At 63.3% G+C, this 24,871-nt stretch carries 27 protein-coding genes; 11 read left to right on the forward strand and 16 right to left on the reverse strand.

Going from position 1 to position 24,871, the window contains the following annotated elements:
• Positions 1-79: 79 nt before the first annotated feature.
• Positions 80-652 carry a hypothetical protein gene (locus ACEN8I_RS10425; RefSeq protein WP_413328331.1) on the forward strand — a complete coding sequence of 191 codons (573 nt, stop codon included), beginning with the start codon at positions 80-82 and terminating at the stop codon, positions 650-652.
• Entirely contained in the window at positions 640-1,230 is a 591-nt protein-coding gene (locus ACEN8I_RS10430; protein WP_413328332.1) for a matrixin family metalloprotease, read from the forward strand. Before ACEN8I_RS10425 ends, ACEN8I_RS10430 begins: the two co-directional genes overlap by 13 nt.
• Positions 1,231-1,277: 47 nt before the next feature.
• On the opposite strand, the gene ACEN8I_RS10435 is transcribed toward ACEN8I_RS10430, so the two are convergent.
• Together ACEN8I_RS10435 and ACEN8I_RS10440 are read right to left on the reverse strand one after the other, a co-directional pair.
• A complete protein-coding gene (locus ACEN8I_RS10435) occupies positions 1,278-1,724 on the reverse strand; it encodes an SRPBCC family protein (RefSeq protein ID WP_413328334.1) in 447 nt (148 codons plus the stop codon).
• Positions 1,725-1,845: 121 nt separating this feature from the next.
• The gene (locus tag ACEN8I_RS10440; protein ID WP_413328335.1) at positions 1,846-2,400 is read right to left on the reverse strand and encodes a GNAT family N-acetyltransferase; all 555 of its coding nucleotides are present in this window, start codon (positions 2,398-2,400) and stop codon (positions 1,846-1,848) included.
• Positions 2,401-2,556: 156 nt separating this feature from the next.
• Between ACEN8I_RS10440 and ACEN8I_RS10445 the strand changes: the two genes are divergently transcribed.
• Positions 2,557-3,837, forward strand: coding sequence for an MFS transporter (locus tag ACEN8I_RS10445; RefSeq protein ID WP_413328336.1), 1,281 nt, complete (start codon positions 2,557-2,559; stop codon positions 3,835-3,837).
• Positions 3,838-4,026: 189 nt separating this feature from the next.
• Here ACEN8I_RS10445 and ACEN8I_RS10450 read toward each other — a convergent pair whose 3' ends face one another.
• From ACEN8I_RS10450 to ACEN8I_RS10485, 8 genes are all read right to left on the reverse strand, one after another.
• Positions 4,027-4,857, reverse strand: coding sequence for a DUF4435 domain-containing protein (locus ACEN8I_RS10450; RefSeq protein ID WP_413328337.1), 831 nt, complete (start codon positions 4,855-4,857; stop codon positions 4,027-4,029).
• Between the two features lie 25 nt (positions 4,858-4,882).
• Entirely contained in the window at positions 4,883-6,298 is a 1,416-nt protein-coding gene (locus ACEN8I_RS10455; RefSeq protein ID WP_413328338.1) for an AAA family ATPase, read from the reverse strand.
• Between the two features lie 168 nt (positions 6,299-6,466).
• On the reverse strand, positions 6,467-7,513 hold the full coding sequence (locus ACEN8I_RS10460; RefSeq protein ID WP_413328339.1) for a hypothetical protein: 1,047 nt from the start codon (positions 7,511-7,513) through the stop codon (positions 6,467-6,469).
• Between the two features lie 286 nt (positions 7,514-7,799).
• Complete coding sequence (locus ACEN8I_RS10465; protein ID WP_413328340.1) at positions 7,800-8,234, reverse strand: hypothetical protein; 435 nt, start codon at positions 8,232-8,234, stop codon at positions 7,800-7,802.
• A gap of 34 nt (positions 8,235-8,268) precedes the next feature.
• Positions 8,269-9,249: an OmpA family protein gene (locus ACEN8I_RS10470; RefSeq protein ID WP_413328341.1), complete on the reverse strand. Its 981-nt coding sequence runs from the start codon at positions 9,247-9,249 to the stop codon at positions 8,269-8,271.
• Positions 9,246-9,995, reverse strand: a complete 750-nt coding sequence (locus ACEN8I_RS10475; RefSeq protein ID WP_413328342.1) for a hypothetical protein — start codon at positions 9,993-9,995, stop codon at positions 9,246-9,248. The genes ACEN8I_RS10470 and ACEN8I_RS10475 overlap by 4 nt, the downstream gene beginning before the upstream one ends.
• Before the next feature lie 164 nt (positions 9,996-10,159).
• A complete protein-coding gene (locus ACEN8I_RS10480; RefSeq protein ID WP_413328343.1) occupies positions 10,160-10,309 on the reverse strand; it encodes a hypothetical protein in 150 nt (49 codons plus the stop codon).
• Positions 10,310-10,401: 92 nt separating this feature from the next.
• Positions 10,402-11,166 (reverse strand): SDR family NAD(P)-dependent oxidoreductase, encoded by a 765-nt coding sequence (locus ACEN8I_RS10485; RefSeq protein ID WP_413328344.1) that lies wholly within the window; start codon positions 11,164-11,166, stop codon positions 10,402-10,404.
• Between the two features lie 156 nt (positions 11,167-11,322).
• On the opposite strand from ACEN8I_RS10485, the gene ACEN8I_RS10490 reads away from it, so the two are divergent.
• Entirely contained in the window at positions 11,323-12,222 is a 900-nt protein-coding gene (locus tag ACEN8I_RS10490; protein WP_413328345.1) for an AraC family transcriptional regulator N-terminal domain-containing protein, read from the forward strand.
• A gap of 78 nt (positions 12,223-12,300) precedes the next feature.
• On the opposite strand, the gene ACEN8I_RS10495 is transcribed toward ACEN8I_RS10490, so the two are convergent.
• Positions 12,301-13,353, reverse strand: coding sequence for a lyase (locus ACEN8I_RS10495; protein ID WP_413328346.1), 1,053 nt, complete (start codon positions 13,351-13,353; stop codon positions 12,301-12,303).
• 118 nt (positions 13,354-13,471) lie between these two features.
• Positions 13,472-13,681 (reverse strand): DUF3606 domain-containing protein, encoded by a 210-nt coding sequence (locus tag ACEN8I_RS10500; protein ID WP_413328347.1) that lies wholly within the window; start codon positions 13,679-13,681, stop codon positions 13,472-13,474.
• Positions 13,682-13,985: 304 nt separating this feature from the next.
• Here ACEN8I_RS10500 and ACEN8I_RS10505 point away from each other — a divergent pair, with 304 nt between their 5' ends.
• The gene (locus ACEN8I_RS10505; protein WP_413328348.1) at positions 13,986-16,442 is read left to right on the forward strand and encodes a transglycosylase domain-containing protein; all 2,457 of its coding nucleotides are present in this window, start codon (positions 13,986-13,988) and stop codon (positions 16,440-16,442) included.
• 11 nt (positions 16,443-16,453) lie between these two features.
• Here the strand turns inward: ACEN8I_RS10505 and ACEN8I_RS10510 are convergent, their stop codons facing one another.
• The gene (locus ACEN8I_RS10510; protein ID WP_413328349.1) at positions 16,454-17,581 is read right to left on the reverse strand and encodes an ROK family protein; all 1,128 of its coding nucleotides are present in this window, start codon (positions 17,579-17,581) and stop codon (positions 16,454-16,456) included.
• Between the two features lie 231 nt (positions 17,582-17,812).
• Positions 17,813-18,031, reverse strand: a complete 219-nt coding sequence (locus tag ACEN8I_RS10515) for a CsbD family protein (protein ID WP_413328351.1) — start codon at positions 18,029-18,031, stop codon at positions 17,813-17,815.
• Positions 18,032-18,310: 279 nt separating this feature from the next.
• Between ACEN8I_RS10515 and ACEN8I_RS10520 the strand changes: the two genes are divergently transcribed.
• From ACEN8I_RS10520 to ACEN8I_RS10530, 3 genes are all read left to right on the forward strand, one after another.
• A complete protein-coding gene (locus tag ACEN8I_RS10520) occupies positions 18,311-18,742 on the forward strand; it encodes a surface-adhesin E family protein (protein WP_413328352.1) in 432 nt (143 codons plus the stop codon).
• A gap of 109 nt (positions 18,743-18,851) precedes the next feature.
• Positions 18,852-19,487 carry an FHA domain-containing protein gene (locus tag ACEN8I_RS10525; protein WP_413328353.1) on the forward strand — a complete coding sequence of 212 codons (636 nt, stop codon included), beginning with the start codon at positions 18,852-18,854 and terminating at the stop codon, positions 19,485-19,487.
• Positions 19,488-19,594: 107 nt separating this feature from the next.
• Positions 19,595-20,740 (forward strand): hypothetical protein, encoded by a 1,146-nt coding sequence (locus ACEN8I_RS10530; protein ID WP_413328355.1) that lies wholly within the window; start codon positions 19,595-19,597, stop codon positions 20,738-20,740.
• Here the strand turns inward: ACEN8I_RS10530 and ACEN8I_RS10535 are convergent.
• Positions 20,733-21,482: a DUF2726 domain-containing protein gene (locus ACEN8I_RS10535; protein WP_413328356.1), complete on the reverse strand. Its 750-nt coding sequence runs from the start codon at positions 21,480-21,482 to the stop codon at positions 20,733-20,735. The genes ACEN8I_RS10530 and ACEN8I_RS10535 overlap by 8 nt on opposite strands.
• Positions 21,483-21,671: 189 nt before the next feature.
• On the opposite strand from ACEN8I_RS10535, the gene ACEN8I_RS10540 reads away from it, so the two are divergent.
• From ACEN8I_RS10540 to ACEN8I_RS10550, 3 genes are all read left to right on the forward strand, one after another.
• Positions 21,672-22,028 carry a translation initiation factor Sui1 gene (locus ACEN8I_RS10540; RefSeq protein ID WP_413328357.1) on the forward strand — a complete coding sequence of 119 codons (357 nt, stop codon included), beginning with the start codon at positions 21,672-21,674 and terminating at the stop codon, positions 22,026-22,028.
• An 18-nt stretch (positions 22,029-22,046) separates the two neighbouring features.
• Positions 22,047-22,259: a DUF3820 family protein gene (locus ACEN8I_RS10545; RefSeq protein WP_413328359.1), complete on the forward strand. Its 213-nt coding sequence runs from the start codon at positions 22,047-22,049 to the stop codon at positions 22,257-22,259.
• 145 nt (positions 22,260-22,404) lie between these two features.
• The gene (locus tag ACEN8I_RS10550; protein ID WP_413328360.1) at positions 22,405-22,818 is read left to right on the forward strand and encodes a hypothetical protein; all 414 of its coding nucleotides are present in this window, start codon (positions 22,405-22,407) and stop codon (positions 22,816-22,818) included.
• Here the strand turns inward: ACEN8I_RS10550 and ACEN8I_RS10555 are convergent.
• Positions 22,815-24,871, reverse strand: a 2,057-nt coding sequence (locus ACEN8I_RS10555; RefSeq protein WP_413328361.1) for an FAD-dependent oxidoreductase, incomplete at its 5' end; no start/stop codon positions are given. The genes ACEN8I_RS10550 and ACEN8I_RS10555 overlap by 4 nt on opposite strands.

The raw sequence follows: 24,871 nt of genomic DNA on the forward strand, positions 1-24,871 counted from the left end.
GAATCTGGGGATGCGATTTACCACGCACTAAGGGGGCTGTCAGGTGACACGCCGAAACTCTGCAATTGCTTTGGGGTTCATGCTTACAGGCGTCCTGGCCATGCAGCCCGCCGCAGCCGTCACCATGCTGGGCAGCGATTTTGACAGCCTGTGCGCCAAGGCCGAGGCGGCAGTCCATGCCACAGTGGTACGGCAGGAGTTGCTGCCGCCGCAAGGCAATATCACTGCGCCACGCATGTGCTATGAGTTGAAAGTGATTTCGCAGCTCGACACCAAGCCGGCCCTCGCTGCCGATGCCCGAATCTGCTATCTGGGCGATGTGGTCTCCCCGGTCAAAACCGTGGTGGCCGGCATCCGTTACCCGGTGGTGGGAGAGACCGGCGTGTTCCTGATTAAGTCGCTGAACAACAACGCCGTCGTGTCACCGCTGCAAGGCTACAACCAGGGGCAGTTTGTGGTCCGTAAAGTCGCCGGCCGTGACGCGGTGTTTACCGCCAGAGGCAAGGCCGTCTGCGGCTTTGACGCCACCCTGCGCTCCGGCTCGCTCGATGGCGAGATCGCGGACGGGTTGGTGACGGAAGTGGCTAAACAGCGCTGCCAGCCCATGCCGCTTACCACCTTTGCTGAAAAAATCCGCCAATGCCGTCGCTGAAATTCTGCTGCCGCCTGGCGATTCTTGTCCTGGCCTGCCTTGCCTTTCCCGCAGCCCTCTATGCTTACCGGCTGGAGCCCTATCGCTGGGACGTCTCCACGCTACCCACCATCGTTCGCATCTACTTCCGTTTCGATCCCCCGGCCTATAACGGTGCTTTCTTCAAGGCCATGAACCAGTGGAATGCCGTCAACAAGGCGGTGGAATTAAGGCCCGGCGACCATGGCGGCGTTGGGACGGTGTGCTCTCCCGAATCCAATTCAGCGACTTTCGACTACAGGGTTTGCGGCACCCAGTGGGATGAGTCGGTGCTCGCCATCACTGTGGTCAACTACCAGAATGGCTCGGCACAACACGGCACCGTGATTTTCAACTCCAACCTCAATTTCGAGGTTTACACAGGGCCTGCACGTCCCGGCGTTTTCGACATGGGCCGTGTCGCCCTGCACGAACTCGGGCATTTCCTGGGCCTAGACCACGAAACGGCAGCCCAGGCCATCATGCAGCCACGGATCAGCGACCTCGACACGCTCAAGCCTGACGACATCAACGGCATCCGTGCCCGCTACAGCAAGTAATCGCGCACGGCGAACGCGCCTTCACCGTGGGGAAGGCGTCCCAAGCCTTACTCGTTGATCTCCACCTCCACCAGCTTGCCCAGCAGCACCAGCGACTGCTGCCAGCCCACATAACACTGGTCCGCGGGGATCACCGCGGGAATGCCTTCCTGCACCACCTGCATGTCCACGCCGGCGGAGACTTTGGCCAGCGTGATGGTGGTGGTCATCTCGCCCGGCAGGTTGGGGTCGTCGAAGCTGGCGGTGTAGCGGATGCGCTCGCCGGGCTTGAGTTCCAGGTAGGTGCCGCCGAAGGAATGGCTGTGGCCGTTCGTGTGGTTGGTGAATGACATTTTGTATTTGCCGCCGACCTTGGCGTCCATTTCATGCACGGTGCCGGTAAAGCCGTTGGGCGGCAGCCATTTGCTCATGGCGGCGGGGCTCAGGAAGGCGCGGTACACCCGGTCAGGGGTGGATTGCAGAACGCGGTGAAGCTTGACGGTATTGGTAGTCATGGCGTGTTTCCTTGGTTAATGACAGATAGAAAAAGAGAGAGAAAGAGCGAAGGCGGGGGCCGCCCTCTACCTGTACGACGAACGGGCCACGGCGGGATCGACATGGTTTTTTAGGAAATTGTCATTTTTTTGGTGCGCCGCGCCTGCACACCATCAGCAAGGCCGTCCCGTCCGGCGTCTGCACTTCGCCCACCGCGCGAAACCCGGCTTTTTCATAACAGCGTATCGCACGCGCATTGCGCGGGTCGGGGTCAGTCTGGATGTGGGTGACTTGCGGGTCGGCCAACAGCCGGGCCACAAAGGCCTTCACCATCGCCGTGCCCAGGCCGCGGCCCAGCTGCGCGGGGTCGGCAATCGACTGGTCTATGCCGCGCACGCCGGGGTCGGTTTCGTTTTCCCACCAGCCGTCGCCGGAACCCTTGGCCACATAGGACTGGATGTAGGCAAAGGGAACACCGTCCAGCAATGCGATATGCGGCTGCACCTGGCTGGGGTCCTTGATCCATGCGCCGTATTCAGCCTCAACCTCCGCCAGCGTAGGCGCTTCGCCCCACCACTCGGTCCAGTGCGGGCGCGCCAGCCAGCCGTGCAGCAGGGGCAGGTCGGCCGCTTGCAAGGGCCTGAAGTTGATATTCACGGCCGTGGCGGTCTGCGGTGCGCGTAGGGCGCTGTCCATGGTGTCTCCCGGGGTGGGTTTTCAATCGACCTGCCATTTTGCACAGGGGGCAGGGCGCCATGCCCCTTGCCCATACGTTTCGCGGGTGTTTGCCTACAATCCGATACAGCGTGGGTGTGTCGCCTGCGGCACCTTGACTTGGGCCTGTTCACCTTCATGACTTCCGCCGCCGCGCACAGCGCCATTCGCGCCTCCTCTTCGCCGATCTCTCCCGCCACCCGCCGTTCCATCCTGCTGCTGTCGTGCGCCACTTTCTCGAGCATGGTGGCCCAGCGCATTTGCGACGCCATGCTGCCCGAGCTCTCGCGCGTGTTCGCCGTTAGCCTGGCCCAGGCGGCGCAAGTGGTGTCGGTGTTTGCCGTGACCTACGGCATCTCGCAACTGTTTTACGGCCCGCTGGGCGACAGGCTGGGCAAGTTCCGCATCGTGACCTTTGCCGCGCTGGGCTGCAGCGTGGGCAGCGCGGTCGCCGTGTTCGCGGGCAGCCTCGATATGCTGCTGCTGGCCCGCATCATGATGGCCCTGGGCGCCGCCGCGCTGATCCCGCTGGCCATGGCCTGGATAGGCGACACCGTGCCGGCCCACGAGCTGCAGGAAATGCTCACCCGCACCGGCCTGGGCAGCACCCTGGGCATTGTCTGCGGCCAGCTGCTGGGCGGGCTGCTGACCGATGCGCTCGGCTGGCGCTGGGCGTTTGCGTTTTTGGTGCTGCTGTTTGGCGCTGTGGGCACGTTGCTGTGGGGCGATTTGCGCCGGCAGCAGGCATTACCAAAAGCAGTGGCCGAGGCAGGGGCGACTCCAGCACACGGAGCACCCGGAGCACCCGCGGCGCGCCCGCATTTCTTGAAGCAGGCTTTGCTGATCGCCAGCCGCCCCTGGCCGCGCACCATCCTGTTGCTGGCGGTGATTGAAGGCGCCATGGGTTTTGGCGTGCTGGCCATGTGGGCCTCGCACTTGCACCATGCTTTGGGTTTGTCGCTCTCGGCCGCGGGCGCCATCGTCGCGCTCTTCGGCCTGGGCGGCGTGGGCTATATGGCCGCCGGCCGCGCGCTGATCCCGCGCCTGGGCCAACACGGCCTGGTGTTATTGGGTGGCGGGCTGCTCGGCATCAGCGCGCTGGTGGTGGCCTACATCCCGCACTGGGGCCCGGCCATCCCGGCCAGCCTGGTGGGCGGCTTTGGCTTCTTTATGTTCCACAACGTCATGCAGGCCAACGCCACCCAAATGGCGCCAGAGGCGCGCGGCACGGCGGTTTCGCTGTTTGCCTCTTTCCTGTTCCTGGGCCAGTCCCTGGGCGTGGTGCTGGCCGCGGCCTTGATTGGCCGTATAGGAAGCAGCGCTGTGGTGGCACTGGGGGGCGGGGTGATGGCAGTGGAGGGGGCTTATTTTGCTTGGGTGTTGAGGCGAAGAAATAGCGCACTGAAATTTGTCAACTAGCCTGAACGGACAATGGGCAGAATCGGAGGACTATGCAGACGCGGCCTCGATCAAGCTGAAGGGCATTGGGATATTTATTTCTGCTTGCTCGAGAAGGAGGTCACCGCTTTCTCCCAGTTATTGGGCGGTGAACGGCTACTGGAACTTACTCTAGTCATGGAGACTTTCAGCTTCTTAATACTTGCTCTTCTATAAGTGTCGTTCCGTCGCCGCTCTTCGAATCGCGTCCTTAAATTCTGTATGACGCTCAAGCTCACAACTCTTAGAGATACGATAAAAGAGACTTTCATTTCCGGCCGATAGGCGAAGGCCTTTGGATCCGATCCATCGCTTTAATAATGGGAACAAATATTCTCTAGCGGCGATTACATCGAGAAAAAATTCTTTGCTATCGATTGAAGTGTTCACCATTTTTATCGCAGCATCTACTGTTCTTTTGGGGTGATTTGCGTATAGGTACGCGATTCGTTCTGCGCAGAATTCAAAAATTTTCTGAGGGTCGAGGTTTTTGCTTGCTGTTGTAAATCTATCTACCCCTATCTTTACGGTCGGAAGACCGGGCGAGAGCGTGTTCGAAACCCCGAACGTAGAGAAGAGATCTCTAAGTGGCTCCATGTCATTTACCCAGGAACCAAAATCCAATCGCGCTCTAATTTCCTCGGCAGCCAACCTAGGATTTTCGTCTTCTAGTATTTCTAGAAGCGCCGCTTCGCAAATGAAGTAGTTCTCTAAGTGATAGACGCGATGGGTAAAGAGCCTCTTGATCTCGAGTTTTTGGGGATCGTTGATTAGGCCAAGATCACCGTCAATTAGATAGATGCGATTTCTTCCACCAACTACGGTATCTGCAGTACATGCCGCGATGACACGTTGCCTATCTCCAAGCGGAAAAACATCTGTGACTTTTACGCTTTCTGGAAGCATTCTTCCGATAACTGAGACGTACACGGCTTTGGCGTATTGAGCCGTATCTTCAACGAAAACATCAAGGTCGTTCCACTTCACGAAAAAAGCGTACATCGCTCGCTTCGCTTTGATAGGCCACTCAAGCACGAACGTTCCCCGGTAGCCGCGTTGCCTTATCAAGGTATACGCACCTATTGTCTCTGTCGACAACGATCGCGGGCGAGTGCGTTGCCAAAATGAATTGATTTCCGGGGCTAGCTTCAAGTATGGAATTTACAAATATTTCTTGCCACTTTAGATGTAAAGAAATTTCTGGCTCGTCAACAACAAATATGCCAGCTCTGTTTATTTCTCGATTGATTGCTAAATGACCAAAAATTACAACCAGTTGACGTTCTCCCGAGGAGAGAATGTCGAGAGTTTTAGGTGTGTCGTCGGCGATGTTTACGTATAGCCAACCTACTTCATCGATCGAGAGTTCTTTGCCACTGTCAAAGAGAAAGCGATTCACCAATGTGGTGAACTGGGTTATTGGGCCCCACAGCTTTTCAATATCTCGGTTATATCTTTCGGATGCTTCAATAAGCTTTAGCACTCGATCTACCACCGGTTTGTTTAAGGCCAGCTCCAAGAGGCCATCATTCAAATATGCCGACCTATCGTTGCTTAAGCTGCTGTCTCTTTGGCCCAATGCGCTGATGTGGTCAAAAAATTTGTCAACCAGGGGTTTGAATTTTATGTCTGCCAAGCCAGCCCCTCTAAGTGCCGATTCAACATGACTACGTTTTTCAATAATAGTTTTAATAAATCTAGCGTCTTGTCGGACTGATCGCATAAAGCTAGCGCTCGGCTGGTATTCGAAGGCATCAAGAAGAATTTGCTCTCGAAGCTGAGCCGCAAATTTTTCTTGCTCGACGCGTCGCTTTCGAAAAATCTCCTGGATAACAATCTGAACATCCATGAGGCTGGAGCCAAGCATTCCTGTCATGGATGGCATTCGCCTTCTTACAGACTCCACAATCATGTCCCTGCGACGTGCAGCAATACCTGACATGTTTCCTGCCATTTCAGCTTGCCAGAAATGCATCGCTACGTTCCGCCTTTCCAATCCGAGAAAGAGCGGGGTGTCGATGGTTTTCCCTAGGAACACCAGTACCGGATTGCTCGATTCACGCGTGGCAATGGCTGCATACACGCTTGAAATGGAGTCTTTCGCCACTCCTTCGCGGGTCATTGCCGCAGCAAAGTCCGGTGCATCGTATTGAAGGATGCCGTGTTGACCCAAGTGCGGTATCTTGATTTGCGTCCTCCCATTACGGACGGAAGATTCAATTCGAATCTCTTTTCCATTGAGGTCAAGTCGGAGAATGGCCGACTGATGAGGTATGCGATCAAGTTGCTCGAGAGACGGAGTCAACAGCGCCTCAATTAGGCGAATAGCGGTTGTTTTTCCGCTACCGTTGATTCCGACTAGGAAGCTTAGACCTTTATAGAACTTCAATGAGAAATTCAGATAGCCAAAACCGCCTTTGACGCTTAGTGAGTTGATTTTCATTGCTCTCTTCCTCCTGGGTTCGCAGTTCTCTGGTTCCCAAAGTTAGCTTCTTTCTGGAAACCGGTGCATCGTCCTCGTTACTAGTGTTGATAAGTATGGGTACGGCTTTAGGCTTTGTCATCCCCTATTCGGCGGTCGTGAGTGCTCGGCTTGGGAGCTGTGTCTCATTTATCCGCGATGGGGTTCCATCCGCTCTAAACCTGTCTGCAACGAAGAAGCTAACGGCGCCTTTGGCGGCTCCAGTCTTTGTATCGGCTTAAACCCCGCCGCCGGAGAAAAATTCATTTGATGAAGAAAGTTCTTCATCGCGTCGGAAGGATCGATGGCGTGATAGCTAAGCTTCTCTATCGTCGATCGGGGGGCCAGATAGGAAAGAATTGCGGATTGCTTCAGATGTCCGGTTGCGCTATCGACAAGATCATCAACAGCATTGATCTGAACGGCATCTACGGGGATTAGCGCCAATATTTCCCTGGTGACTCGCAGCGATGCACTGCACACATGGTCCTGATAGAGGCGGTTGTATTCGCCCTTGGGGATAGCTTTGACGCTTGCGCGGCCAGACGCCAAAAGCTTTGGGCGCTCTTTGGGGATTACCTCTTCGCCGTGCACGCTCAGGTCTATGACGACCAAGTCGGGGTTTTCTATCTGTATGAGGAGGTTTTCACCAAGGAGCCCGACGGCGTGTAGAGGCTCATAGAGTTTGATGGCTTCCAGCATGGCCGCCGGATCTTTGGCCAGTATGCGTTTTGCAAACTCGACTTGGTCCTTGTGGTCGGCAAGGTCTTCCTCGAATTTGGTCGACTCCTCACGAAATCGCTGCTGGTCTTCTGACTTCGCTGCGGACAAGGCATCAGAAAGTTTTTTCAACTTCTTTTCCGTGTTCCCAAACAGCTTGTCCAGCCAGGATGGCTTGTAGCTATCCAGACGGGACTGAGCGGCAGCCTCAGACTTCTGGCTCAATTGAGGTTGGACGGGCGCTAGGGCTGCCGCTTGTGAGTGCCAATTGATGGATGGTGAGCAGGAGCGATGAAGCGTAATCAGCCTCTCAACATACTCCTCGAAGTCCTTGACGGCTTCGGCCGCTTGTTCCCGAGCTTCCAGCTTCTCTGAGAGTGCGATCTCCTTGGCACGCTGTCTGGCCCTGCGATTTGAGTTTCGTTCTGCCTCCCTGGAAATTGCTCCCAAGGTTCGTAGCGTTCCGCGCCAACCCATGTCTCTCTCCTTCGCCTCCGATTGAGGTGTAAGGACATGTTAGCGGTCTAGATCGTTCAGAGCATCCTCTACTTGAAGGGCGATACGAACTATTTCGAAGGAATTCGACCCTCACCCCGTCCTAATCACCGTCACAAACTCCGTCCCACTCTCAGGCAACCACACCTCCCTGGGGCCTTCCCAGGATTTGCCGCACCGCGGCATTGACGCGGGGCAGGGGGATCACGTCAAACCTCCCGCTGCCCGGGTCAAAACGCAGCATCGGGGCGAATACCTGACATCTCAATCAAAGCCCAACACCCCGAGAGGCAAACTCCACAACTGCGGGATCACGAAGAAGAATAGCCTGCGCCAACTCGCGCGCCAGGGTGCTGACGGCATAGTGTTGTGCCTCGGCGGCGGAGTATTTGTTGCCAAGTTCGGCCCCCCAGACGGCGTCGGAGTCCACCAGCACGAACTCGGGGACCGGCTGGGAAAAAGAGGCATGAAAGGCAATGATGTGCCGGTTTTGCCATGTGGTGCCCGTACCCCATTCACCCAAGGTGATTTGCAAATCCAGCCCGCGCTGCCGGTCGCCCTCAAACCAGCGGGCGAGGTAGGTGGCCAGTGGAGTGCCCGCTTTGTAGATGTCACCGTGCGAAACGCAGACGGGCTCCGTGCAGCCCTCGAAGTCGTCGATGATGTCGCTGCCCAGTTCGGTGAATGTCAGGTCTTCAGTCATGCGTCCAAGACTATCACCGCCGGCCCGTCCGGGTCTATTGCTCTACCAATTCCACCCGCCGGTTTTTCGCGCGGCCGGCTTCGGCGCTGTTGCTGGCCACCGGCGCGAAGCTGGCGACGCCGCGCGCGGTCATGCGCTTGGGATCTACCTGGTTCTCCTGCACGAGTGCGGCGACCACGGCGTCGGCGCGCTGCTGGGACAGGGCCAGGTTGGCGGGCACGCCGCCCTGGTTGTCGGTGTGGCCGACGATGTGCACTTTCAGCGCGGGGTGTGCCTTCAGCAGCTTGGCCATCTCGGCCAGTTGCGGCCTGGACTCGGGCTTGAGCACTGCCTTGCCGGTGTCGAAGTAGATGCCGTATAGAGCCACCTTGCCGTCGGCGCCCAGTGCTTTCTGCAGCGCGTCGCCGTTGACGACGACCTTGTCGCCTTCCATGGCGGCAGGCTCGACGACGAGCTGCACGACGGCCGGTGCGCCCCAGATGGAATTGGGCTCGGCAACGAATACCAGGATATAGCTGTCCTGCCCGTTGCGGCTGGCCTTGGCGCTGAGGAAGCGCACGTCGCGGTCTATGGAGCCCGCCGGGTCCACGCCCTTGGCCTGCCATTTGCGCGGCGAGACGACCTCGTTGGCAAAGCGCTCCTTGATGCCGGATTTGTCGCAGGCGCTCATCTCGCAGCTGTACAGCACGGTGAAGCCGGGCCTGGCCAGTGCGGCCTGGTAGTTGCGGAAGACCTCCAGCGCGCTGCGCTCCCTGGGGGCGATGTAGAAGTAGGCGTTGACGCGGCCTTCGACCACAGGCGACTTGTCGGGTGCCTGCTGCGCCGTGGGCACCTTGACCGCGGCGAAGCCCTCCTGGGCTGCGTTTTGCAGCACGGCGCCGGCATAGCGCGACACCAGAGGGTGGTCGCTTGCGCCGCGCCACTCGGTCGGGGCCTTCTGCGCCTGCGCGACGGGTGCCGATGCCAATGCAGCCGCCAGTACGGCGATGCCGGCGAATCGGGTGAACGCGATCATGGGCGGGCCCCGCAGGCGCCGGCGATGCGCGTCCAGCGCTCGGTCAGGCGCGTGGTCGTTGACATAGCACCGCCGCCGCCCTGGGCCGCCTTCAGCGCGGCCAGTTGTTCGCGTGCCGCGGCGGCTTCCTGCGGCGGGCCCTTGCGAATGGTTTCCTCGATCTGCGCATAGACGGGGGCCATGGCCGACGCCGTGTCCTGGGCGGTGGGCAGAGCGGCCAGTTCGGCTTTGGCGCGTGCGGCCTCGGCGGGCGACATGCCGCGTTGCGCCAGGGCCAGTGCGGCGGCGGGATCATTGCCGCCCGCGCCTGCTGAACTGGTGAAAGTCATCTGCCTTTCCCAGGTCTGCGGGGCGAGCTGCTTCCATTGCTCCTGCATGCGGCCGGCCTTGCATTCGGCCTGAAGGGAGGCACCGCCGCTGGAGGGCCACCAGCGCGCATCGCAGCGGCCTGGAAGATTGGCCGGCGCTGCGGCCGGTGATGTCACGCACCAGGTCACCGGGCCGTTGCCGGCATAGGTCTGCTGGCTGCCCGGGTTGCCGGGCGGCCCGGCGTGGGCTGTGACGGTGCGGCGCCCGGTGGCGCCGTCCCAGCGCTCGATGCGCTCCGTGGCGGTGGGCCCGCTACCGCTGCGTACGCTGGCTTCGCCATCAATGCGGTATTCGCCAGGGGGCGGCGCCGCGTGGGCAAGCGACGCGCCCAGCGCAGAAAAGAACAGCAGGGCCATGGAGGCCGTGGGTACCTTCATCGTTTGCGGTCTCGCGTGAAAAAGATGCGGCCGAGTCTAGCAAGAAGGCGCGCGATTTTTTTGCGGCTAAAAGTACTCTCGCGTAAGTGTTTGTCAGCGTGCGAGCGGCCTGGTCGGTCTGGTCGGCCTGGTCGGTATGTGAGTACATGAACGCTTCAATAGCCTCACCCCGTCCTGATCACCGTCACAAACTCCGTCCCACTCTCAGGCAACCACACCTCGCCGGGCCGGCCCAGGATCTGCCGCACCGCGGCATTGGCGCGGGGCAGGGGGATGACGTCAAACTTCTCGCTGCCGGGGTCAAAACGCAGCATGGCGTTGTTGCTCCACTCCGAGGCCTAGACGATGTCTTTGCTATCGACGTGGAGCCCATAGGCATGCGGGTCTGCGGTACCAGCGAGCCCCCTCAAATCCCCTGGCCCCCGGATACCTCAATCCGCTGCGCATTCACCCAGCGGTTGTCTTCGGTCAACAAGCTCGCGATCATGGGGCCAATGTCGTCGGGCAAGCCGGCGCGGCCCAGCGCAGTGATGCCGGCGAAGATTTTGTTGATCTCGGGGTTGTCGCGCACGGCGCCGCCGCCGAAGTCGGTTTCTATCGCGCCCGGCGCCACCGTGTTGACGGCGATGCCGCGTGCGCCGAGTTCCTTGGCCATGTAGCGGGTCAGCACTTCCACTGCGCCCTTGACCGCCGCGTAGGCGGCGTAGCCGGGGTAGGAGGTTCTTGTCAGGCCTGAGGACAGGTTGACGATGCGGCCGCCGTCGGCAATCAGGGGCAGCAGGGTTTGGGTCAGAAAGTAGACGCCCTTGAAGTGCACGTTGACGAGGCCGTCGAATTGCGCTTCGGTCGTGTCGCCTATCAGGGCGTAGTCACCGTGGCCGGCGTTGTTGACGAGGTGGTCGAAGGTGCCCCGCTGCCAGCTGCCTTGCAGCGCGGCACGCAGGCGGTCGGCGAAGGGCGCGAAGGTGGCGACCTTGCCGGTATCCAGCTGCAGGGCCACAGCCTTGCGGCCCATGGCCTGGATTTCGGCGACGACGGCTTGTGCGTCTTCGGCCCGGCTCTGGTAAGTGAGGACGACGTCGCCGCCGCGGCGGGCGATGCTGAGGGCGGTGTTGCGGCCCAGGCCGCGGCTGGCGCCGGTGATCAGGGTGATTTTGGTGGTGTTGCTCATGATCGGGTTTCTTGTTTGCAGGCTTGGTGAATGAGGATTCCAGTGTCCGGCGGGCGGGCCGGCGCGGGTTGCCGGAAATTCGGTGCTTCTTGCCTGATCCTCCAAATTTCGGCGCCGGGCTCGCGGCAACTGACCGCCAGCGGTTAGGCTTGCGGCATGAGCACGCTCCCTTTTCTTCTGGAGGTTGTCGGCCGTTATGCTAAAGCCCATGCCGACAAGGCGGGTCTGGCGCAGACGGCCATCCCCGGTCTCAGCCTGGTGCGCGCGACTTCGCCCAGCGGCCTGGTCCATGCCATATCGCAGCCGCTGGTCTGCCTCTTGTTGCAGGGCAGCAAGCAGGTGGCCATGGGCACACAATCCTTCGCGTTCAGCGCGGGTGAAACCCTGCTGATCACGGCGGACGTGCCGACGGTCAACCAGATCACGCGCGCAAGCCTCGCCCAGCCTTACCTCTCGCTGGTGCTGGAACTGGACCTGGCGGTGATCGCGGACCTGGTGCTGCAGATGAAGGACGGGCCCGCGCCCGACGCTGCGACTGTGCGGGTGGGCGCGACCGAAGCCGAGGTGGCCGAGGCGGCGTTGCGATTGATGCAGCTGCTCGATCGCCCGGCGGCCTTGCCGGTGCTGCAGGCGCAGCTGGTGCGCGAGATGCACTACTGGCTGCTGGCGGGCCGGCTGGGCGCCGCGATACGGCGACTGGGCTGGCCTGACGGCCATGCGCAGCGTGTGGCGCGCGCGGTATCTGTGCTGCGGGCGGATTTTGCGCGGCCTTTGCCGGTAGAGCGGCTCGCGGGCGTGGCGGGCATGAGCCCGTCTTCATTTCACCAGCACTTTCGCAGCGTGACCTCGCTGTCGCCGCTGCAGTTCCAGAAGCAATTGCGGCTGATCGAGGCGCGGCGTTTGATGCTGTCGGAAGGGTTGAGCGCGAGCAGCGCGGCGTTTGCGGTGGGCTATGAAAGCGTGCCGCAGTTCACGAGGGAGTACGGCCGCATGTTCGGCTTGCCGCCGGTGCGGGAAACGGGCGCGACGCGAAGCCGGGCGGCGGCGAGAGCCTGAGGATCGTCGTCATGCGCAGCTCGCTTGGGGCTTGCCCTTGCGGGGCACTGTCGGGCACTGTCGGGTGCTGCCGGATGTTCACCCCGTCCTGATCACCGTCACAAACTCCGTCCCACTCTCAGGCAGCCAGACCTCCCCAGGCCGGCCCAGAATCTGCCGCACCGCGGCATTGGCGCGGGGCAGGGGAATGACGTCAAACTTCTCGCTGGCCGGGTCAAAACGCAGCATGGCGTTGTTGCTCCACTCCGAGGCCCAGACGATGTCTTTGTTGTCGACATAGACCGCATAGACATGCGGGTCGGCGCCTGGGGCTTTCCAGGTTTTCCAGCTGTTGGCGCCTGTGCCCAGGGCCGGGTCGTGCACCGATAGGTTGCCGCTGCTCCATTCCGAGACCCAGATGCGACCTTTGCTGTCTGACCAGACTCTTCTTGCGCCCTGGCGCGGCGTGGGCGGCTCGACGATGCGGGATTCGCCGGTCTTGGTATCCATGTGGGCGATAAACGATCCAGCTAAGGAGCACCACCAGATATCGCCCTTGGGTGTAGCGCAGATGCCGTAGGGGCCGCGGCCGCGCGGGGAGTCCTTGACGGTGACGGTGCCTGCGCGTAAGTCGACCTTGCCGACATAGCCGCTCTGGCCGGTGAACCACAAATTGCCCTCGCCGTCGAAGGCGCAGGTGTTGAGGTTGGCGTACGGTGTGCCGGCGGGCAGGGGGAAGACTTTGACCTGGCGCGAAGGCCAGGCGACGCGGGCAATGGCGTTTTGCCCGCCGTCGGTGAGCCAGGCCGCGCCGTCGGGGCCGGCGATGACGCCGTGGGGTGATGAGCCGCCGCCCAAGGCAATCAGTTCGGTCTTGCCGCTGCGCGGGTCAAACCAGCCGAGGTGGCCGCTGCGCTGGGCCGAGAACCAGACGCCGCCGTCGGGCGCGGGCGCGATGTCGTGGATGCCGGTGGCGGAGCGGGTGCCTAGCGGCCAGGATTGCAATCGCTGTGTATGCGCCGTTGCGCTGGGCGCCTGGGCTTGCGTGCCGCGCGGCGAAAGCAGGGCGGCGCCCAGGGCCGGCAGGGCCGCGAGCGTGCTGCGGCGCTTGAGGTCGAAGGTAAAGGCGAGCTGTTGCTGCTGCATTGCCATGGCAATACCTCCTGCCGCGCAGGGCATTGTGGCCGCTGCGCGGAACATGGTGGACGGGTTTGAACCGGGCGAACCCGGGTGGGTGCTCAGCCCATTGTGGCGGCAACAGCGGCGGCCATCAATGGGGCTTGTCCCTGTCCTCTGCGGAGGCTGCGTTGCCCTGGAGGTATTTCTCGACCTTGCTGGCCTTGTCGCCGACGGCGGCGATGGCGCGCCTGAGCTGTTCGCGATCGGCGTGCAGCTTTTGTTCCCACGCGGCGGCGGCCTGGGGGTTGTGGAGGTTGATGCGGTCGGCTTGCACGACGGGCTGGTGTGAGAGAAAACTCATGGATGGAGGTCTCCTTGGCGCCTGTGTGGCATCTGTGTGGCATCTATCCGGCATCTATCTGGCATCTATCTGGCATCTATCTGGCGTATGGATGCTTTGGGCGCCTGTATGTCTATAGAACTACCTTAGCGTGATGCCGGCCCGCCATTTGTAGGCCGGTGCCGACATTTGAGAGCGGCAAGTGCCCCTGGTGGTGCCGGAAAACAGGTGTTTCTTCCGGCTTTGCCGGCCCTTCGCTCGTCTTGTTCCGCCGCGCCGCCGTCCTACAAAAGGGGTTTACAGCGCCCCAGTAAACTTGCAGGCAATGAAGAACCCCTTCCAGACCCTTTTCCAGGCACCCCTGGGCCCGCGCCTGCGCGCATTCGCGGCGACGATTCCCGACCGGCTGCGCCACCCCACCTGGCGCGGCGTGGCCCTTGGCCTGGCCGCGATCCCGGCCATGCTGGTGCTGTACACGGTGCTGCTGATCCCTTTCACGCCCAGCATCAGCGACCTGCTCAAGGCCAAGACGGCCAAGCCTTCGGTGCTGATGTCGGTGGACGGCCAGGAGCTGGCGAGCTTCCAGCGCGCGAACCGCGACTGGGTCAAGCTCGATGCGATTTCGCCGAATGTGGTGGCCGCGCTGATCGCGACCGAGGACCACCGCTTTTACGACCACCACGGCATGGACTTCCGGCGCACGGTGTCCTCGGTGCTGCTGACGCTCACGGGCCGCAAGCAGGGCGGCTCGACGCTGACGCAGCAGCTGGCGCGCAATATGTACCCCGAGGAAATCGGCCGCTCGGCCACGCTGACGCGCAAGCTCAAGGAGGCGATCACGGCCTTCAAGATCGAGGCGGTCTACAGCAAGGACGAGATCCTCGAGAGTTACCTGAACACCGTGCCTTTCCTCTACAACGCCTACGGCATAGAGATGGCGGCGCGCACCTATTTCGATAAATCGGCCAGCGAGCTGGACGTGCTGCAAAGCGCGACGCTGGTGGGCATGCTCAAAGGCGCGAGTTATTACAACCCGGTGGTCAACCCCGACCGCGCGCTGCAGCGCCGCAACACCGTGCTGATGCAGATGGTCAAGCACGGCAAACTGCCCGAAGACAAACTCGCGGCGCTCAAGAAGAAGCCGCTGAAGATCGACTTTGAGCGCCTGGACCCGGAACTCGGCGAGATGCCGCACCTGGCGCAGCAGCTGCGCCGCTGGCTGATTGAATGGGCGGACCGCAACGACTACAACATCTATGCCGACGGCCTGGTGGTGCGCACCACGATTGATTCGCGCCTGCAGGCCATGGCCAACAAGGCACTGGTGACGCAGGGCGAGCGGCTGCAGAAAATCGTCGCGGGCGACTGGCGCTTCAACTCGGGCTGGAAGGCCAAAAGCGGCGCGCAGCGCGAGCTGGCCCTGGCCTTTGTGCGCGATACCCCCGAGTACAAGGCCGCGCGCGCCGCGGGGCAGACCGACGAGCAGGCGACCAAGACCCTGATGGCCGACGCCGGTTTCATGCAGACGCTCAAGGACGAGAAGACGCGGCTGCAGGCCGGCTTTATGGCGCTGGACCCGACGAACGGCCAGGTGCGGGCCTGGGTGGGCAGCCGGGATTTTTCGGACGACCAGTTCGACCATGTGCAGCAGGCGCGCCGCCAGCCGGGCTCGACCTTCAAGCCCTTTGTGTACGGCGCGGCTTTTGAGGACGGCGCCCGGCAGAGCGATGGTTTTATCGACGGCGTGGTGGAAATCCCGCTGGGCAACGGCGCCTTCTGGCGGCCCACCGACGGCGGCGGGCCCAGCGGCGAGTTCATGAGCCTGCGCCAGGGTTTGATGTTCTCCAAGAACACGATTACCGCGCAGGTGATGCAGGTGGTGGGCCCGGCCCATGTGGCCAAGCTGGCCAAGGCCATGGGCGTGCGGCAAAGCAAGCTGGAAGAAGTACCGTCGCTCGCGCTGGGCACCAGCCCGGTGACGCTCAAGGAAATGGTCACGGCCTACGGCACGCTGGCCAATGACGGGCGCTATATCGAGCCCATCATCGTTACGCGCGTGGAAGACCGCAACGGCAAGGTGCTGGAACAGTTCGAAGCCAAGGCGCCGGAGGCGGTGATGTCGACCACGGTGGCGCAGACGCTGCTGGACGTGATGCGCGGCGTGATCGACCAGGGCACGGGCGCGGCGATACGCAGCCGCTACGGCCTGCGCGCCGACCTGGCCGGCAAGACCGGCACCACGCAGGGCAATACCGACGGCTGGTTTGTGATGATGCACCCGCAGCTGGTGGCGGGCGCCTGGGTGGGCTTTAACGACAACCGGGTGACCATGGGCGACAGCTGGGGCCAGGGCGCGCGCAGCGCGCTGCCCATCGTGGGCGAGTTTTTCCAGCAGGCGATCAAGGCCAAGGTGGTGGACGCCGAGCAGCGCTTTCCGGCGCCGCAGGGCGGCGGCGTGACGGACCAGGAGCAGCAGCGCGTGGAAGCCCTGCTCAACGGCGCCGAGCCGCCGCAGGAAGGCCAGCCGGGCGAGCTGCCGGCCGGCGTGGGCATGGCGGGGGCGTCAACAGGCGGGCAAGGCGGCGCACCGCGCTGGCAGCCCGCGCCCGTGATCAAGTACGTGACCATACAGGCGCCGGCAGAAAACCAGCCGCCGGCCGTGCAGGGTGGGGATTCGGGCGGCATGCCCGGTGTGGTGCTGCAGCCGCCGGCGCCGGTGGCGGCCGAGAAGCTGCCGGTGTTTCCGGGTGTGGTGGTCGGGCCGCCGATCGCGCCGCGTTAGGTTTTCCAGCCTCAGCGTTTTTTGGCCGCTCGCTTTCGGGGTGCAGCGGGCGCGGCCTTATTCACAAAACTCGCATTCCCCAGCCCCGTGCCCACCGTGAGCACGGCCCAGCGGTTGACGCCCTGCATAAAGGGCAGCTCCGACAACCCCTGCACCACCGCGTCGTTGTGCAGCCGCACCTGGATGTCGCGGCCATTCAGCGGCGGCAGGTGTTCGGCCAGGTGCTGCGCGAGGTTGAAGCGCGGGCTTTCCCAGTTGCCGGGCAGGTTTTGCGCGCCGGCGGCGATGGAGCCGTCTTCGCTGATCATGCCGGGGCAGGCCACGCCGACAAAGGGCGCGAGCCTGAGCTTTCTGGCGCCGGCTTGCTTGATGAGTTTTTTGAGCATGGCGGCGATGCCTTGCACCAGGTCTTCGCGGCGGGTGGCGTCGTTGTCGCCGGCATGGCCCCACTTGCGCAGGGCGCTGACCTTGACTTCGGTGAGGTCCGGCGCCTTGCGCGCGCGGGGGCGCACGATGCCGCAGCGCACATTGGTGCCACCTATGTCGACAGCCAGGAAACCGTCGTAGCCGGACAGCACCTCGGGCGGCGCCAGGTGCACCCAGCCTATCAGCCCGCCTTCGTCGGGGTGGTGGCGCAAGGTCATGAGGTGCACGCGGCTGCCGCGCTGGTAGAGCAGCTCGGCGGTGCGGTCTATGGCGAGTTCGCCGACCAGGCTTTGCCGGAAGCCGCCGCCGACCACGATGCGCCGCACGCCCTTCCATGAAGGATGGGCGAGGAAACGCCGCACCACGCGGGCCAGCTGCCAGGCATAGTCTTCGGAGGCCGCGGCGATAATGGCCGCGGCCTTGCCGTTGCGCCTGAGCAGTTCGTCAAGCCGCTTCTTGCTGATCTTTGCCGTGGGCTTGCGGCCCAGCGGGTCCAGGCCGCTGATGTGGCGATACAGCGTGCGCCAGGTGTCCAGCATCTCGCTGTAGGCGGTGCGGCTGACGCTGTCGCCCGCAAAACCTTCACCGTCGTGCAGCTGCAGGCTGTAGCCTTCGATGGTGACGGCGGGTTGCCGCAAGCCGCCGTGCCTGAGATCCTCGGGCAGGGACGGGGCGGGAGTTTGACGAGGCTGGGCTTTTGCGTGCGGGCTCACGAGGCCATGATGGCGCAGCGCGAAGCGGCGCGGCCGGCGGCGAAGGCGCTTGTGGCCGTCAGCGAATATCCCGACATCCCGACACGCCTTGGCCTTGCGGATGGTGCAGATGGTGCAGATGGTGCAGATGGTGCTGGGGCTAAAGTGGCGCGCACAGAAAATCGGCCGGATGAACCGGCCGATCTGTGGTGGCGCGCTAAGGCGCGGGGGTTGTGAAACCCCGGTTAAGGTTTAAGGCTTGAGCGGGTCGCGCTCCAGGTCCTTCTTCACTTCCTTGGCGGTGTCCTTGATGTCTTCCTTCACATCGCCATAGGCCTTCTGGGCCTTGCCTTCAAACTCGCGGGCATGGCCCTTGGCCTGCTGCTCGGCGTTGCCGACCATCTTGCCGGTGTGCTCCTGCACTTCGCCGGCGACTTCCTTGATCTTGCCTTTGACCTGGTCTTTGTTCATGGGATTTACCTTTCGGGTGGTTGGGAGGGAACATGGAAAAATTCCATGCCTTCAAGTTAAGGGCTGGCCGGGGCGCTGCGCGAAGGGAGGGGGCGCGGTCTGGTGTCGGCTGCGGACTACAACAAGGTGTTGCAGCCATGCCAATGCGCGTGCAACGCTATGTCATTTCATGTGACAAGCCGCACCGCCGCCCGTTAGACTGGATCGAGTGCGACATTGTGCAAATGCTGCAAGAGGGCGAAACATTCTTAGGTTTCACAGCATCACTGAAGAACCGCCATGAAAAAGAACATGCTGTTTTGGGGCTTGCTGGGAGGCGCCTCCGTGCTGCACGCGCAGGCCGCGTGGTTCACCGTGCTTGGCGACCCGCAGGACCCGGCGCTCAACACCATAGAGGTCGATCCGGTCCCGGTGAGTGTGCAGGGCGAAACGCGCACCATGAAAATACGTGTAAGCCGCTCCCTGCCGCGCACCAGCTGGGACGGTGTGCCTTACCGCTCCTACACCTCCACCGTGCAGTTCGACTGCGCGCACAAAACCGCGCGCTACCTCTCGCTGGACTTCTACAAGGAGCCGCTGTGGCAGGGCGAGCCGCACCAGACCTCGACCTACCCCGAGGGCGTGGTCAGGCACATGGCGTTTCGCGACGTGACGCCCAACCCGACGCTGCGGCTGATACGCGCTGCCTGCCGCCCGGCGGAGAAAAACTAGCGGCGCAGCCGCCCTTGTGCCTTCTCTGGGGCGGCGCTACGATGGGGATGCCTCCACGTTGGGAGTGGCGGCGATACCTCCGGAAGACCCAGAAGAAAGGCTTCTCCTCATGCCGCAACTTATTGCATCGGTCGAAGGCGTCGAAATCAAGCATGTCTACCTGAAGAACGACCGCACGACGCTGGGCCGCCGGCCGTACAACGACATCGTGTTCGACAACCTGGTGGTCAGCGGCGAGCACTGCGTGTTTGAACTCAAGGGCATCGCCGACGTCTACCTGCGCGACCTGGGCAGTACCAACGGCACCTACCTCAACGGCCACATGGTCAAGGCGCGCGAGCTGCTGCACGACAACGACGTCATCAACATCGGCCACTTCAAGATCCAGTACCTGGCGAGGTCCGAGCACGACGAGCCCGCCGAGAGCCAGGAAACCACGGCGATGTCGCTGGACGCGATAGGGCTGCCCGGCACCGCGGGGGCGCGGCAGGCCAGCCTGAAAGTGCTGTCGGGCTCGTCGGCGGGGCTGGAAGTGCCGGTGGTCAAGGCGGTCACCACTTTCGGCCAGCCGGGCGTGGCGGTGGTGTCGATCTCGCACCGGCGTGACGGCTATTACGTGGCCCATATGGACGGGGACACGCCGTCCACCCTCAACGGCAAGGCCATAGGCCCCAAGGCCACACCGCTGTCACACAGTGATGTGCTGAACCTGGCGGGAACCGAGATGGAGTTTTTGCTGAAGTAAGACTGACTCTGTCTCCCAGGGGGAGAGGGGACTGAGAGGGCACGCCGCCGCCTGGGGCACACTTGGGCCCCATCCATAACAACATCAGCGGCGAGGGCGCACCCATCATGACCAGACGCGAATGGCAATTGGCCATCCCCATTTTGATCGGCCTTGCGCTGTGCGTGGCGGCCTTTGTGCATGGCCAGAACATGGCCAACCCGGAGGGGGGCATGGTGGCGCTGCGGGTGTTCAAGGCGCCGCAGGGTGAGCGCGTCGCCGTCGTTGCCAACAATGCCTTGCATGTGCTTGATGCCCAGGGGCGCCGCATCGCGCGCCAGGACCTGAAGGCGCTGGGCTTGGGCGAAAGCCCCGGCGACATGGACTGGACGGTGGATGCCCGGCAGCGGGTCGAGGCCTGGTTCTTTGACGGCGCCACCGTGCCCCGCGTGCTGCGTTGCGCCTGGAGCGATGCGCAGGCGCAACTGGTGGACTGCCGCACGGCAATGCAAGGCCCGCAGCTCAAGAACAATGCACTGTCCCTGACCGTGCACCTGGCCGTGGACCGCACGGGTGAGCGCGTCTTCATCGCCGATGCCAAGGGGACCCGCGTACAGTCGTTTGACCTGGACGGCAAGGCCTTGGGCAGCAGCGACCCACAGGTGGTGCCGCTGTTCTTCCCCAACCGCCTGCGCTATCTGGGCAATGACACTCTGGTGGTGGCTGACAATGATCACCGCCGGCTGGTCTGGCTGCGCGTCGCCGCCGGCCAGCCGACCGAGCTGTTGCGCAGCCTGGGCTCGGCCGCGCACGACCAGGCCCGCCAGGGCCGCGGCAAGGTCACCGACGTGGCCCTGGGCCCGGACGGCACGCTGTGGATGCTGGCCGTGAAGCAGGGTCAGAAAGATGGCGACGTGCTGGTGTTTGACGCCCAGCGGCGGCCCGTGGCGCGCGCGGCATTGGCCGATGATTCCGACCCCCTGCTGATCGACGCGCTGGGCAGCACCGCGCTGGTCGGCGACTACAGCTTTATCAGGCTGAACCGCGTCGACGCGCAAGGCCGCGACCTCGGTGAGTTTGGCGATGCCGCTTTCCGTGGCGAACTGCAGGCCGTGCAACAGCGGGTGCTGTCCGGCGCGCGATGGAAAACCGGCGCAATGGCCATGGGTGGCATGATCATCGCGGCCGGCCTGATGCTGGGCCTGCTGTTTGGCCAGAAACCCCAACGGCCGGGGCAGCTTGATGACCGCCCAGACCCGCAAGAACCTAGATGATGGAACTGCTCGGGTTGGTACTGGAGTAATTGATAGGCCTGCGCTGCGGGCCTTCGCCGGCCAGGCGCAGCGCGAAGGCGCGGGCCAGGGCTTGCAGCTTGAGGGTGGACTTCAAATGCAGCGGCGTCATGCCGGCCTTGGTGAGGTCCGAGGCATTGCTGGACACGCGCGAGAGCTGCGGCTGTTCGAGCTTGGCGCGAGCGGGGCGGCGGGCGCGTTCGCTGGAGGCGAGTTTTGCGGCTTCGCTGGTGGTGGTGCCCAGGAATTTTTCGCGCAGCAGCGCGGCGCTGGGCCGGCGCTGGCTTTCAACAATCCAGTAGGGAAGGCCGGCACGGGCCAGCAGCTCGCGCTTGAAGCCATGGTTGCGGCCGGTGACCTCGCCGCGGCCCAGCACGTCGATGCAGCCCAGCACCGTGCCTTTCTGGTCGGCCAGGGCGCAGGAAAAGTTCACCGTGCTCAGCAGCGCCTGCCAGTGGGCGTCGCCGCCGCGCTGGTTGGGTTCGATAAAACCGGTGAAGGGGACTTTGGGCAGGATGCGGTGCTCGGGGAACACCTCCTCCAGCCAGCGCCAGACCTGGAGCTCGTCGCGGCTGGTCAGGGGCTTGGCGCGCAAGGCATGGTTGCGCGCCACTTTCTTGCGGGTGGCCACCACATGGGACAACCAGCGTTCATAAGCCAGGGCGCCGAGGGCCACGCTGCCGAGGAAGAGGAAAAACCCGATCAGAAAACTGCTGCCCGTCATGTTCGCGCCCTGAAATCGCCCGGAGGTTGTGCTGGAGAAGAAGGGCGTAGCGCCATCCCGGCCCTGTTTATAAGGGATATCAGGTACATTTTTGGTTTTCTGTGAACTACTTCACAATTTTTTACGAACGATCGTTCTAAAACCCGGCTCGCCGCCCGGTTGCCCTCCCACGTTCATCTTTCCTCTTTCATGAAACAAACTCCCGCAGGCGGCCTGGTGTATTCCACCGAGGCTGGAAGAATGTGCCCGGCCTGCCGCCGGCCGGTGGCGGCCTGTAGCTGCAAGCAGGCGGCGGCGCCCGCGGCGGGCGGCCCGGTGCGCGTGAGCCGCGAAAGCAAGGGCCGTGGCGGCAAGACGGTGACCGTGGTCAAAGGGCTGCCGCTGGACGCCGTGGCCCTGGCGCTGCTGGGCAAGCAGCTGCGCACGGCCTGCGGATCTGGCGGCACGGCCAAGGACGGCGTGATCGAGGTCCAGGGCGACCACTGCGACACCGTGATGGCGGCGCTGCAGAAGCAAGGCTATGCGCCCAAGCGGGCCGGCGGCTAGGCCTCTCTATTTGTATCCATGAACCCAGAAGACCTGTTGCTGCTGGTGACCCGCGAAATGCCTTTCGGCAAGCACAAGGGCACACTGATCGCCGACCTGCCGGGCAATTACCTGAACTGGTTTGCCCGTGAAGGTTTTCCCAAAGGGGAAATCGGCCGCTTGCTGGCGCTGATGCAGGAAATCGACCACAACGGCCTGAAGCCCCTGCTGGATCCGCTGCGCCGGCGCTGAATGTGGGGCGCCGGCCCGCCGCCTCCTACATTTGCAGTATTGCCCCCCAGTGCATTACTGCGCAGAATCCTTGCACTCGCGTTGGCCGGCATCGTGCCGGCCCAGGCCGCACCCCGCGCCGCAACGCCCGCACGAGGTGACCCGAATGGAATACGAACTGCCCCTGGAAACCAAGGCCAGGAAAATGATGGCAAGGTTCCGCACCCACGAGTGGCTGGGTCTGGCCGCGGGCTTCCTGATTTTTGCCGCCGCCGATCTGCTGCGCGCCTGGTGGGTGCCGCAGCTTCCGGTGTGGATGGTGCGCGGCTGGTTTTTCCCCGTCATCGTGCTGGCCTCGGTGACCGCGCTTTACCTGTCGGTGTCCATGCACAAGGCGCTCAAGCAGCACAGCGCCGTTGACCCACAGCGGCGGCGCGAGATGTGCCTGCTGTTCCTGCTGGGCTCGCAGGACCAGCAGGGCCTGAGGCTCATGAAACGCATCGCCATGGCGGCCAATGTGCATGCGCTGAGTTTTGGCATGGCGCTGGGGCTGCTGCTGTTCAGCCTGGCCCGGGTTTAAAGCGCCGCTGCGACCCTCGTCCCCTGGTTGATCGCCCGCTTGGCGTCCAGTTCGCCGGCCTCGTGCGCGCCGCCTATCAAGTGGGTCTTGACGCCGGCCGCGCGCAGCGGCTCCAGCAGATCGCGCAGTGGCTCCTGGCCGGCGCACAGCACGATGTTGTCGACGGCGAGCACGGTGCCGTCCGTGCGCTTTTCGCCGAAGGTGATGAACAGGCCCAAATCTGAACCCTGCTCGCCTATGCGTTCGTAGTTGACGCCCGAGAGCATTTCCACATCCTTCATCTTGAGCGCGGCGCGGTGTATCCAGCCGGTGGTCTTGCCCAGGCCGGCGCCCAGCTTGCCGGGCTTGCGCTGCAGCAGCGTGACCTGGCGTGCCGGCGGCGCCACCTGCGGGCGCACCACGCCGCCGCGCACTTCGCCGGGATCGGCCACGCCCCATTCGGCCAGCCAGGCCGGCAAGTCGAGCGCGGTGGAGTGGCCTGCGGGCGTGACCAGGAACTCGGCCACGTCAAAACCGATGCCGCCCGCGCCTATCAGGGCCACGCGCTTTCCCACGGGCTGGCGGCCCAGCAGCACGTCGATGTAGCTGAGCACCCTGGGATGCTCCTGGCCCGGGATGCGCGGGTTGCGCGGCGTGACGCCGGTGGCGAGTATGACTTCGTCGAACTTCCCGGCGACCAGGTCCTGGGCGCCGACGCGGGTGTTCAGGTGCAGGCGCACGCCGGTGCCGCTGATGCGCTGGCCGAAGTAGCGCAGGGTTTCCTCGAACTCTTCCTTGCCGGGTACACGCTTGGCCAGGTTGAACTGCCCGCCTATCCTGTCGGCCGCGTCATACAGGTCCACGCTGTGGCCGCGCAGGGCCAGTGTGGTGGCGGCGGCCAGGCCCGCCGGGCCCGCGCCTATGACGGCGATGCGTTTTTTGGCGGGCGCGATCTTGATGATGAGTTCGGTCTCATGGCCGGCGCGCGGGTTGACCAGGCAGCTCGCGAGCTGGGCCTTGAAGGCGTGGTCCAGGCAGGCCTGGTTGCAGGCGATGCAGGTGTTGATCTCATCGCGGCGGCCCTGGGCGGCCTTGTTGACGAATTCCGGGTCGGCCAGGAAGGGGCGGGCCATGCTGACCATGTCGGCGCAGCCATCGGCCAGCACCTGCTCGGCGACTTCGGGCATGTTCAGGCGGTTGCTGGTGACCAGTGGGATGGTCAGGCCCGCGGCGCGCAGGTCGGTGCGCAGCTTTTTGGTGACCCAGGTGAAGGCGCCGCGCGGCACCGAGGTGGCAATCGTCGGCACGCGGGCTTCGTGCCAGCCTATGCCGCTATTGATGAGGGTGGCGCCGGCGGCCTCCACGGCCTTGGCCAGCAGCACGACTTCCTCCCAGCTGCTGCCGCCGGGGATCAGGTCGATCATGGAGAGGCGGTAGATGATGATGAAGTCGCGCCCCACGGCTTCGCGCGTGCGGCGCACGATCTCCACGGCCAGGCGCATGCGGTTGGCGTAGCTGCCGCCCCAGTCGTCGGTGCGCTGGTTGGTGTGGGTGACGAGGAACTGGTTGATGAAATAGCCTTCGCTGCCCATGATCTCGACGCCGTCGTAGCCGGCCTCGCGCGCCAGCAGCGCGCAGCGTATGAAGGCGCGTATCTGCCGCTCTATGCCGCCGGCGCTGAGTTCGCGCGGGGCGAAGGGGGAGATCGGGCTCTGGATGCGCGAGGGCGCGACGCACAGCGGGTGGTAGCCGTAGCGGCCGGTGTGCAGGATTTGCAGCGCGATCTTGCCGCCCTCGGCATGCACGGCATCGGTGACCTGTTTGTGGCGGCGCGCCGCGCCCGAGCTGGCCAGCATGCCGGCGAAGGGTTTGGTCCAGCCGGCGATGTTGGGCGCGAAGCCACCGGTGACCATCAGGCCCACGCCACCGCGCGCGCGTTCGGCGAAGTAGGCGGCCATGGCGGGGAAATGCTTGCGCCCGTCTTCCAGGCCGGTGTGCATGCTGCCCATGAGCACGCGGTTTTTCAGCGTGGTGAAACCCAGGTCCAGCGGGGCGAGCAGGTGGGGATAGGGGG

This window comes from Polaromonas sp. CT11-55 (genome assembly GCF_047303325.1).
GTDB lineage: Bacteria > Pseudomonadota > Gammaproteobacteria > Burkholderiales > Burkholderiaceae_C > Polaromonas.